The sequence below is a fragment of the Streptomyces sp. NPDC058008 genome (assembly GCF_042886395.1).
GTDB lineage: Bacteria > Actinomycetota > Actinomycetes > Streptomycetales > Streptomycetaceae > Streptomyces.
Genome location: NZ_JBHVQX010000006.1, coordinates 240,557 through 251,712 on the forward strand (window position 1 = coordinate 240,557; position 11,156 = coordinate 251,712).

At 73.0% G+C, this 11,156-nt stretch carries 9 protein-coding genes; 5 read left to right on the forward strand and 4 right to left on the reverse strand.

Annotated elements, in window-relative coordinates:
• Window positions 1-52: 52 nt before the first annotated feature.
• Window positions 53-2,182: an MMPL family transporter gene (locus ACFVS9_RS08530; protein WP_383115100.1), complete on the reverse strand. Its 2,130-nt coding sequence runs from the start codon at window positions 2,180-2,182 to the stop codon at window positions 53-55.
• Between the two features lie 94 nt (window positions 2,183-2,276).
• A complete protein-coding gene (locus ACFVS9_RS08535) occupies window positions 2,277-2,774 on the reverse strand; it encodes a MarR family winged helix-turn-helix transcriptional regulator (RefSeq protein WP_383115101.1) in 498 nt (165 codons plus the stop codon).
• A gap of 160 nt (window positions 2,775-2,934) precedes the next feature.
• On the opposite strand from ACFVS9_RS08535, the gene ACFVS9_RS08540 reads away from it, so the two are divergent.
• The 4 genes from ACFVS9_RS08540 (at window position 2,935) to ACFVS9_RS08555 (ending at window position 7,310) form a co-directional block, all read left to right on the forward strand.
• Window positions 2,935-3,933, forward strand: a complete 999-nt coding sequence (locus ACFVS9_RS08540) for a sporulation protein (RefSeq protein WP_383115133.1) — start codon at window positions 2,935-2,937, stop codon at window positions 3,931-3,933.
• A 127-nt stretch (window positions 3,934-4,060) separates the two neighbouring features.
• A complete protein-coding gene (locus tag ACFVS9_RS08545) occupies window positions 4,061-4,291 on the forward strand; it encodes a twin-arginine translocase TatA/TatE family subunit (RefSeq protein WP_389931038.1) in 231 nt (76 codons plus the stop codon).
• A gap of 131 nt (window positions 4,292-4,422) precedes the next feature.
• Complete coding sequence (locus tag ACFVS9_RS08550) at window positions 4,423-5,934, forward strand: SDR family oxidoreductase (protein ID WP_383115103.1); 1,512 nt, start codon at window positions 4,423-4,425, stop codon at window positions 5,932-5,934.
• Entirely contained in the window at window positions 5,931-7,310 is a 1,380-nt protein-coding gene (locus tag ACFVS9_RS08555) for a cryptochrome/photolyase family protein (protein ID WP_389931041.1), read from the forward strand. The genes ACFVS9_RS08550 and ACFVS9_RS08555 overlap by 4 nt, the downstream gene beginning before the upstream one ends.
• 20 nt (window positions 7,311-7,330) lie before the next feature.
• Here the strand turns inward: ACFVS9_RS08555 and ACFVS9_RS08560 are convergent, their stop codons facing one another.
• On the reverse strand, window positions 7,331-8,173 hold the full coding sequence (locus ACFVS9_RS08560; RefSeq protein WP_389931043.1) for a DUF1206 domain-containing protein: 843 nt from the start codon (window positions 8,171-8,173) through the stop codon (window positions 7,331-7,333).
• Window positions 8,174-8,356: 183 nt separating this feature from the next.
• Window positions 8,357-8,905 carry a DoxX family protein gene (locus ACFVS9_RS08565; protein WP_383115106.1) on the reverse strand — a complete coding sequence of 183 codons (549 nt, stop codon included), beginning with the start codon at window positions 8,903-8,905 and terminating at the stop codon, window positions 8,357-8,359.
• Between the two features lie 206 nt (window positions 8,906-9,111).
• Here ACFVS9_RS08565 and ACFVS9_RS08570 point away from each other — a divergent pair, with 206 nt between their 5' ends.
• Window positions 9,112-11,127 carry an FAD-dependent oxidoreductase gene (locus ACFVS9_RS08570; RefSeq protein WP_389931078.1) on the forward strand — a complete coding sequence of 672 codons (2,016 nt, stop codon included), beginning with the start codon at window positions 9,112-9,114 and terminating at the stop codon, window positions 11,125-11,127.
• Window positions 11,128-11,156: the final 29 nt, after the last annotated feature.

The window sequence follows — 11,156 nt, forward strand, 5'->3', positions numbered from 1 at the left end:
CTCTCCCGCGCCCCGGACGGCCGTTGGGCCGTCCGGGTGACACCGGCTTCCGCTACGCCGGGGAGCCCGTCCCCTCCGGCGCCTTCTCACGGCCCCGGCTCAGCACGCCCGGCCACCAGGCCGTGGGGCCGATGTCCCTGACGAGGGCGGGCACCAGGAGCGACCGGACGACGAGGGTGTCCAGCAGGACCCCGAAGGCGACGATGAACGCGATCTGGAGGAGGAAGGCGAGCGGGATGACCCCCAGGGCCGCGAAGGTGGCCGCCAGGACGACGCCCGCGGAGGTGATGACCCCGCCCGTGGTGGTCAGTCCGCGCAGCACGCCCTGCCGGGTGCCGTGGATCAGGGACTCCTCACGGACCCGGGACATCAGGAAGATGTTGTAGTCGACGCCGAGGGCGACCAGGAAGACGAATCCGTACAGCGGGACGGAGGAGTCGGTGCCGCTGAACCCGAGGACGTGCTCGAAGACCAGGGACGAGATGCCGAGTGTGGCGAGGAAGTTGAGCGCCACGGTGGCCACGAGGAGGAGCGGCATCAGCAGCGAGCGGAGCAGGCCGATCAGGATGACGAGGATGATGACCAGCACCACCGGCACGATGATGTTGCGGTCGTGCTCGGCGGTCCTCTGCGTGTCGTACTGCTGCGCGGTGTAGCCGCCGACGAGCGCCTGCGCACCGGACACCCCGTGGACCGCGTCGCGCAGCCGCGTGACCGTCTCCTTGGCCGCGTCGCTGTCCGCGGCGGCCTCCAGCGTCGCGTCGATGCGGACCCGGCCGTCCACGACGAGCGGCTCCCCGCCGCCCGGGCGCCCGTCGGCCGTCATCACCGAGACGCTCGACACGCCGGGGACCTTCCCGGCGGCCTCGACGACCTCCTGCGAACGGTCGGCTCCGGCGATCACGACGGCGGGGTTGCCCGAACCGCCGGGGAAGTGGCGGCCCAGCGTCGCCTGGGCGGTGACGGACGGCGCGTCGTTGACGAAGGTCTCCTCCAGGGGCACCCCCTTGGAGTTCAGCGTCGGCACGAAGGCGGCGCAGGCCACGAGGCCGACCAGGGTGACGGCCCAGACCTTGCGCGGGGAGCGGTCGACCAGTGCCGCGACCCGCGACCAGATCCCGGTGGAACCGGACTCGGGCTCGGCACGGCCCTTCTTCGGGCCGGACGGCCAGTACGCGGCCCTGCCGAGCAGGACCAGGACGGCGGGCAGGAAGGTGAGCGCGCTCAGGACGGAGCACACGATGCCGATGGCGCCCACGGGGCCGAGCGCGCGGTTGTTGGTCAGGTCGCTGAGCAGGAGGGCGAGCAGTCCCAGGGCCACGGTGGCGGCGCTGGCCGCGATCGGCCCGGCCGACTCGCGCAGCGCGGCACGCATCGCGGTCCACCGGTCGGGCTTCCGCCCCAGTTCCTCACGGAAGCGGGCGGTGAGCAGGAGCGCGTAGTCGGTGGCGGCTCCGATGACGAGGATCGACAGGATGCCCTGGACCTGGCCGTCGACGCGGACGACGTCGTGGTCCGCCAGTACGTAGACGATCGCGCAGGACACGGCGAGGGCGAAGACCGCGCCGATGATGATGATCAGGGGCAGCAGGACGCTCCGGTAGACCAGGAGCAGGATGACGAGCACGGTCACCAGGGCGACACCGAGCAGCAGTCCGTCGATGCCGGCGAAGGCGTCCGACAGGTCGGCCTGGGAGGCGGCCGGACCCGCCAGTCCGACCACGGTTCCCGGGACGCCTTCCGCGGTGGCCCGCACGTGTGCGAGGGCGTCGGGGAGCCCGTCCCCCAGATCCGGCCTCAACTGGACGACGCCCTCCAGCGCCTGGCCGTCCTCGGAGGGCAGGGCGGGGCTCACCCGGCCGGTGACACCGGGCCCGCCCTCCAGGGAGGCGAGGGCCGCCGTCGCCGCCTCCCGCTGCTCCGGGCCGAGTTCCCGGCCGTCCTTCTCCGAGGTCCAGACCACGATGGCGGGCACGGTGGCCTGGCTGCTGAACGCCTTCTGGGCTTCGACGACCCGGGTGGACTCGGCACTCCGGGGCAGGAACGACGCCTGGTCGTTGGTGGAGACCTCCCCGAGCTTGCCGGCGTACGAGCCGAAGGCTCCGCCCACGACGAGCCAGGCGAGGACGAGGAACACGGGGACAAGAATCAGCCGGGGACCCGGCTTCGGTGCGGTGGGCATGACACTCCTGGGTCGGCCACTATCTCTCAATCATGATGTATCTCAATGATTGAGATTACATGCCCCGAAGGGTGCCTCCGCACCGGCCCGGGGTTCAGCGCCGGGGGACCTGCATGCCGGCGAGTTCGCCGTTCATCCGGGCGAGGAACCGCAGGGCCGCTTCGAGCTCCTGGGGCCCGGACGCGGCACGCGCGCCGGCCGCGGCCTCGGCGAGGGGCATGAAGAACGAGCGCGCGACCGCCTTGGCCCCGGACTCGTAGTACAGGTGCACGACACGGCGGTCGGAGCTCTCCCGTGCGCGCCGGATGTGCCCCGCGCGCTCCAGCCGGTCCAGGCACGCGGTGACCGCGCCGGACGTCAGACCGAGGTGCTCGCGCAGCCGACCGGGGGTCAGCGGCACCTGCGCGTCGAGGATCGCGCCGAGCGCCTGGACATCCGTCGCGTGCAGGCCCTGCGCATGGGCGAAGGCGTGAACCAGCCGGTTGATCTCGCCGTTCATCCGGCGCAGCTCCACGGCGAGAGCCTGGAGCTCCGACATCCCGGCCGCCGCGTCCACGCCCGATCCGTCGCGAGGCTCGTCTGCACTGTTCACGGCCCCATGATAGATCCGCGGCGCGACAGCGCTCCGACTCTCCTGGAGCGACCCGCGCGAAGACCTCTTCCGCGGCCCATCTCCCCTCTATACTTCTACAGTTGTGTAGAAACGCGGCTGAAAGCGTTCTCCGCGTACGGAAGAAGGAGTGAACGCCACGATGGTGTTCAAGAAGCTGCTCGGCTCACTCGGCGTGGGCGGTCCCACCGTGGACACGGTGCTGCAGCACGACGCGGCCGTTCCCGGTGGCGGGCTGAGCGGTGAGGTGCGGCTCAAGGGCGGCAACGCCGATTCCACGATCGAGCACATCACGCTGGAGCTCGTCGCACACGTCGAGGCGGAGCACGAGGACGGCGAGAGCGAGGGCTCCGTGGTCTTCGAACGCTTCACCGTCGGCGGCGGTTTCGTGCTGGCCGAGGGCGAGGAGCGCGCCATCCCCTTCGGCGTGACGCTCCCGTGGGAGACCCCGGTCACCGAGCTCTACGGCCAGGACCTGGGGATCGTCCTCGGCGTGCGCACCGAGCTCTCGCTCGCCGGAGCCAGGGACAAGGGCGACCTCGACCGCCTCACGGTGCGCCCCCTGCCCGCCCAGGAGGCGGTGCTGGAGGCGCTCGGGCAGCTCGGGTTCGGCTTCAGGTCCGCCGATCTGGAGCTCGGACACATCAGCGGCAGCGGTCAGCGGCTGCCCTTCTACCAGGAGATCGAGCTCGCGCCCGCGCCGCAGTACGCGGACCGGATCAACGAGCTCGAGGTGACGTTCCTGGCCGGCCCCGGCGCCCTGGAGGTCGTCCTGGAGGCCGACAAGCGCGGAGGCCACTTCTCCGGGGGCGGTGACGCGCTCACCCGCTTCACCATCGGCCACCACGAGGTCCACGGCCGCGACTGGGCCGCCGAGGTGGACGGCTGGGTCCGGTCGCTGGCCGAGGCCCGCGCGTCGTACGGGGCCCCCGGGTACGGGGCTCCCGAGTACGGGCACCACGGCGGGTACGGCGGGCACCCGCAGCAGCAGTCCGGCCCGGGAATGGGCACCGTGATCGCGGCGGGTGCGGCGGGCGTCGCCGTGGGCGTCGTCGGCGGACTGGTCGCCGCCGAAGTCATCGACGAGGTGGGCGACTTCTTCGAGGGCGACGAGGAGGAAGAGGGCGGCGACGAGGACTGAGCCCGGGCCGGAAGACGCCCTGCCGCGTCCTTCTACAGTGCTGTAGATTTGGCGCGCCGCCGCGGCACCGGTTCACCCGGGGCCGCGCGGGGAGCGCCTCACACCCACCAGGGAGAAGACTGCCGTCATGTTCGGAATCAGCGAGATCGCGATCTTCCTCATCATCGTCGTCCTGATATTCGGTGCCAGGAAGCTCCCCGAACTCGCCCGCTCCCTGGGCAAGTCGGCCCGGATCCTGAAGAGCGAGGCGAAGGCCCTGAAGTCCGACGGCACACCGCACGCCGCGCCCACGGAACCGTACGCGGGCGGAGCGGACGACCCGCGCGTCATCAGGGGCTCCGCCACCGAGAAGCCCTGACCCCGCACAGCCCCTGGCCCGCCCCGCCACCCGGAGGGGTGGGCTTCGGCGTGTCCCGGGCCCGCCGGCAAGCGGAATCCCCCGAACGGGCCCACGGTGGACGAAGGAGACACGAGCCGGAACGAGGGGTCATGGAGAGCAAGGACAACGGCGACGGACTGCGGTGCCTGGTGACGGGCGCGACGGGATACATCGGGGGCCGCCTCGTACCCGAGCTCCTGGACGCCGGTCACGAGGTGCGCTGTCTGGCGCGGACCCCGGAGAAGCTGCGGGACTACCCGTGGGCGGGCGAGGCCGAGGTGGTCAGGGGGGACGTCACCGACGCGGAGTCCGTGGCCGCCGCGATGCGCGGCATCGACGTCGCCTACTACCTGGTGCACGCGCTGGCCGCCGGGCCGGGCTTCGAGAAGACCGACCGCGAGGCGGCCCGGATCTTCGGCGAGCAGGCGCGCGCGGCCGGCGTCCGCCGGATCGTCTACCTGGGCGGCCTCACCCCCGCCGACGTCCCGGAACGGGAACTGTCCCCGCACCTGCGGTCGCGCGCCGAGGTCGGACACCTCCTGCTCGGTTCGGGCGTGCCGACGACGGTGCTGCGCGCCGCGGTCATCATCGGTTCGGGCTCGGCCTCCTTCGAGATGCTGCGCTACCTGACCGAACGGCTGCCCGTCATGGTCACCCCCAGCTGGGTCTCGACCCGGATCCAGCCGATCGCCGTGCGCGACGTCCTGCGGTACCTCGTGGGCAGCGCGCACATGCCCGCCGAGGTCAACCGCGCCTTCGACATCGGGGGGCCCGACGTGATGACGTACCGCGACATGATGCAGAAGTACGCACGCGTCGCGGGGCTCCCCCACCGGCTGATCCTCCCGGTGCCCATGCTGTCCCCGGGTCTCTCCAGCCACTGGGTCGGACTGGTCACCCCCGTTCCCGCGTCGATCGCCCGCCCGCTCGCGGAGTCCCTGCGCTACGAGGTCGTGTGCCACGAACACGACATCGCCGCCCACGTCCCCGACGGCCCCGGGCAGCCCTTCTCCTTCGCCACCTCCCTCTCGCTCGCGCTCCAGCGGGTGCGAGAGGCGAGGGTCAGCACGCGGTGGTCCTCCGCGTCCACCCCGGGCATCCCCAGCGATCCGCTCCCCACCGACCCGGACTGGGCGGGCGGGAGCCTCTACACCGATGTGCGCGAACTCGACGTGGACGCCTCGCGCGACGCCCTGTGGCGGGTCGTCGAGGGGATCGGCGGCGACAACGGCTGGTACTCCTTCCCGCTGGCCTGGGCGGTCCGGGGATGGATGGACCGGCTGACCGGCGGGGTGGGCCTGCGCCGCGGGCGCCGGGACGCCGAACACCTGCGGGTCGGGGACTCGCTGGACTTCTGGCGGGTCGAGGAGATCGAGCCCGGCCGGCTCCTCCGGCTCCGGGCGGAGATGCGGCTGCCCGGCCTGGCCTGGCTGGAGATGTACGCGGAGAACGGCGAGAACGGCGGTTCGCACTACCGGCAGCGGGCCGTCTTCCATCCGTTCGGGCTGCTGGGCCACGCCTACTGGTGGAGCGTGTCGCCCTTCCACGCGGTGGTCTTCGGCGGGATGGCGCGCAACATCGCGCGGGCGGCGGGCCAGCTGAAGGCGGGTGTCCGGGGATGAGCGTGGCGATCGTCCTGTTCACCTCGGACCTGCGGCTGCACGACCATCCACCGCTGCACGCGGCGCTCGCCTCGGCCGACGAGGTGGTGCCCCTCTTCGTCCTGGACGACGGTGTGCGGGCCGCCGGGTTCGCGTCCCCGAACCGGCGCGCGTTCCTGGCCGACTGCCTCCGTGACCTGGACGCGGGCCTGCGCGAGCGCGGCGGGCGCCTGGTCGTACGGGAGGGGGACGTGGCCGGCGAGACCTGCGCGCTCGTGAACGAGACGGGTGCGGGGGTGGTGCACATGGCGGCGGGCGTCAGCGACTACGCGCAGCGCCGCGAGGAGCGGCTGCGCGAGGCCCTGTCGTCGGTGGGCTGCCGGCTGAGCGTGCACGACGCGGTGGTCACCGCGGTCGCGCCGGGCGCGGTGGTCCCCTCCGGAGCGGACAGGGACCACTTCGCCGTCTTCACCCCGTACTTCCGCCGCTGGTCGGCGGAAGGGCTCCGCTCCCCCTTCCGGGCACCCCGCGCCGTGCGCGTGCCGGAGGGCCCGGCGTCCGCGGGGCTGCCGTCGCGGTCCGGCGTCCGGGGACTGTCCCCCGGTCTGGCCCGGGGCGGGGAGACCGAGGGCCGCAGGCTGCTCACCGCGTGGCGCCGCGACGGGCTCGCGTCGTACGAGGACCGCCACGACGACATGGCGGGCGACGCCACCTCACGGCTCTCGCCGCACCTGCACTTCGGCACGCTCTCCCCCACCGAGGTCGTCCACCGTGCCCGCGACAAGGGCGGACCGGGTGCGGACGCCTTCGTACGGCAGGTGTGCTGGCGGGACTTCCACCACCAGGTCCTGGCCGCCCGCCCGCAGGCCTCCCGCTCCGACTACCGTTCGCGGCACGACCGCTGGCGCACCGGGCGGGCGGCGGAGGCCGAGACGGCCGCCTGGAAGGAGGGCCGTACCGGCTATCCCGTGGTCGACGCCGCGATGCGCCAGCTGCTCCACGAGGGCTGGATGCACAACCGGGGGCGGCTGCTGACCGCAAGCTTCCTCGCCAAGACGCTGTACGTGGACTGGCGGGCCGGGGCGCACCACTTCCTGGAGCTGCTGGTCGACGGGGACATCGCCAACAACCAGCTGAACTGGCAGTGGGTGGCCGGGACGGGCACGGACAGCCGGCCCAACCGGGTGCTCAACCCGGTCACCCAGGCCAGGCGCTACGACCCGGACGGCGCGTACGTGCGCCGCTGGGTTCCGGAGCTCGCGGGGGTCTCCGGGTCCGCCGTGCACGAGCCGTGGAAACTGCCGGAGAAGGAGCGTGCCCGCCACGACTACCCGGAGCCGGTGGTCCGGCTGTCCGAGGGCCTGGCCAGGTTCAAGGAGGCGAGAGGCCTCGACTGACGTCCGGTGCCGGCTTCCCGTCAGACCTTGCGGTAGCGGGCGTTGGCCCAGGAGAAGAGGCCGAAGGCGGCCAGGCCGAGCGCGACGAGCACGAGCAGCCAGGGCCCGGCGGGGGTCTCGGTGAAGGAACGCAGGGTGTCGTCCATGCCCTTGGCACGGCCCGGTTCGTGCTGGACGGCGGCGGCGATGGCGAAGCCTCCCGCCGTCGCGAAGACCGTGCCCCGGACGGCACCGCCGAAGACGCCGACGACGTCGACGGCCTGACGGGTGTGCTTCGTCATCTCGCCCGTCTTCAGGTGCTTGTGGTACTTGCGCGCGAGGGCGCGGAAGGCGATCCAGAGGCCCGCGCCGGTCACCACGGCCCCTGCGGCCCCCACGATCCACTGGCCGCCGGTCCATTCGAGGGCGCGGGCCGTGACGTCGCCGGTCCGGCGGTCGCTGGAGCCGCTGCCGCTTCCCTTGTCTCCGGCGGCGTAGGACAGCACGGAGTAGGAGACGAAGGCGTAGAAGACGAAGCGCGCGGCGGCCATGGCACGCTTGCCGGCCTTGTCCCCGTCCGGGCCGGCCTGGCCGAAGAGCGCCTCGGACAGCCGCCACAGGGCCATGCCGGCCAGGGCGATCCCGAGTGCCCACAGCAGGATGTTCCCGAAGGGCTTCTCGGCTATCTCGGCGATGGCGCCGCCCCGGTCGGCCTGTTTGCCGCCCCCGTCGGAGAAGGCGATGCGCAGGGCCAGGGTGCCCACCAGGAGGTAGATCACCCCGCGTGCCACGAACCCGGCGCGGGCCCCCACGTCCACCGCCCGGCTCCGCGCGGCTCGTCTCGCCTGGCCCCGTGCGTTCATCGACAGCGCGTTCGTATTCATGCACTGCCGGGTGCCCCTGAAAGGCCGATCAATGCGGAAGGACCGCGCGCCTGCGGCAGGACGGCCGGTGGGGCGGAGTCGCACGCCCCGGAAGAACCCTTCGGCACCGGAGGGTCACGCGCCCCGGAGGGCCCTTGGCGCCTCGGGGTCACGCGCCCCGGCGGGGTGGCCGGTGCCGGACCGTCACGCGCCCTCGCCCCCGGGCTCGTTCCGCGCCTCCGCCTCGGCCGCCTGCCCCTTGGCCCGGCGGCCGACGACGGCGGCCGCCGCCAGGGCGCTGCCCGTGAACGCGAGGGCCACGGCCCAGGGCTTGTCGAGGACGTGCCCGGTGGCGTGGTCCAGGGAGTAGCGGCCGGCGCCCGTGAGCCCGATCGCGGCGGCGGCGAAGCCGAGGAACGCCGGGTACTCGTAGCCGCCGCCCATCGCGAAGAAGCCCGCGGGCGCGTGCACGGCGACGGCGCCGGCCATCGTGCCGGCCGCGGCGGCACCGGCCGCGGGGGTCGCGAGGCCGAGGGCCAGCAGGATCCCGCCGCCCGCCTCGCCGAGTCCGGCCGCCAGGGCGCTGTGCTTGGGCGGGTGGAAGCCCATGGCCTCCATCGCGGCGGTGGTCCCCTCGACGCCCCCGCCCCCGAACCACCCGCCCAGCTTCTGGCTTCCATGGACCGCCAGGACGGCTCCCGTACCGGCCCTGAGTACGAGAAGCCCGAGGTCACGTCGGTTGATGCAGGTCATGGGGTGCTCCCGTCGGCAAGGAGGGGCCGCGGCGGACGGCCGTACCAGATCCACTCTCGTCCGGGCCGGGTGCGGGGGCCGGTGCTGTTAGGCCATTCGTGCGCCGGGGCTTGCGGGGACTGCGACGTACGCCATTGTGCAACTTGTTGCATAACAGGGCCGGGGTGGTCTACAACTGGCTCGACGACACCTGCGAGGAGACCCGGATGAGCCCGTACCCCCACCTGCTGAGCCCGCTCGACCTCGGATTCACCACGCTCGCGAACCGGGTGCTGATGGGGTCGATGCACGTCGGCCTCGAAGAGGTGGAGCGCGGCTTCGAGCGGATGGCCGCGTTCTACGCGGCCCGCGCGCGCGGCGGGGTCGGCCTCATCGTCACCGGGGGGATAGCGCCCAGCGCGCGCGGGTGCTCCTTCCCGGGCGGCGCCATGATGACGACGGAGGCGGAGGCCGAGCAGCACACCGTGATCACGGAGGCGGTCCACGCGGCGGGCGGGCGGATCGCGATGCAGATCCTGCACTTCGGGCGTTACGCCCACCACCCGGACCTGGTGGCGCCGAGCGCGCTCAAGGCGCCGATCAGCGGGTTCACCCCCCACGCGCTCACGGACGACGAGGTCGAGCAGACCGTCGAGGACTTCGTCAGGGCCGCGGAACTCGCGCGCCGCGCGGGCTACGACGGTGTCGAGATCATGGGCTCCGAGGGCTATCTCGTCAACGAGTTCGTCGTGGCGGCGACCAACCACCGCGAGGACCGCTGGGGCGGCTCGTACGAGAACCGCATCCGCTTCCCCGTCGAGATCGTGCGCCGCGTGCGTGAGCGGGTCGGCCCCGACTTCATCCTGATCTACCGGCTGTCCATGCTGGACCTGGTGCCCGGTGGCTCCACGCTGGAGGAGGTGGTCCGCCTCGCCCGGGAGGTGGAGGCGGCCGGGGCGACGCTCATCAACACCGGTATCGGATGGCACGAGGCCCGCATCCCGACCATCGCGGCCTCCGTACCGCGCGGTGCCTTCACCTGGGTGACGGAGAAGGTGCGGGGCGCGGTCTCCGTGCCGCTGGTGACCAGCAACCGGGTCAACACCCCCGAACTGGCGGAGGAGCTCCTCGCCTCGGGCCGGGCGGACATGGTGTCGATGGCGCGGCCCTTCCTCGCCGACCCGGACTTCGTCGCCAAGGCGGCGCAGGGCCGCGCCGACGCGATCAACACCTGCATCGGCTGCAACCAGGCCTGCCTCGACCACATCTTCAGCCTGCGCGTCACCTCCTGCCTGGTGAATCCGCGGGCCTGCCACGAGACGGAGCTGGTGCTCTCCCCGACCCGCGTCCGCAAGCGGGTGGCCGTGGTCGGCGCGGGGCCCGCGGGGCTGGCGTGCGCGGTCACGGCAGCCGAGCGAGGTCACACGGTGACGCTGTTCGACGCGGCCGACCAAATCGGCGGCCAGCTGAACGTCGCGCGCCGGGTCCCCGGCAAGGAGGAGTTCGACGAGACGCTGCGCTACTTCCGCACCCGGCTCGCCGAGGAGGGAATCGGGCTCAGGCTCGGCACCCGGGCCACCCCCGCCCTGCTCGACGGCTTCGACGAGGTGGTCCTGGCCACCGGCGTCGAGCCCCGCACCCCCGCGATCCCCGGTGTCGGGCATCCCAGCGTGGTCAGCTACCTGGACGTCCTGCGGGACGGCGTGGAGGTCGGTGACCGGGTGGCGGTCGTCGGCGCGGGCGGGATCGGCTTCGACGTCGCCGAGTTCCTGACCGACGGGGGCGACGGGGCGAGCCGGGACCCGGAGGTCTTCTTCCGGCAGTGGGGTGTGGACACCGGCTACGCGGACCGGGGCGGGCTGCGGGCCCCGGAGCGTCCACGGCGGGGACGCACCGTGCATCTGGTCCAGCGCAAGGCCACCAAGGTCGGGGCGGGGCTCGGGAAGACCACCGGGTGGATCCACCGCACCGAACTGCGCCGCCGCGGCGTGACGATGATCGCGGGCGCGACGTACGAGCTCATCGACGACGACGGCCTGCACCTGACCGTGGACGGCGAGCGGCGTCTGCTGCCGGTCGACACCGTGGTGCTGTGCGCGGGCCAGGAACCGCGCCGTGAGCTGTACGAGGCGCTGCGCGCCGGGGGCCGTCCCGTCCATCTGATCGGCGGCGCCGACGTGGCGGCGGAACTGGACGCCAAGCGTGCGATCCGCCAGGGCACGGAGCTCGCCGCCGAGCTGTGAGGGCCCGCGTCCGCCGTCTCTAGGATGCG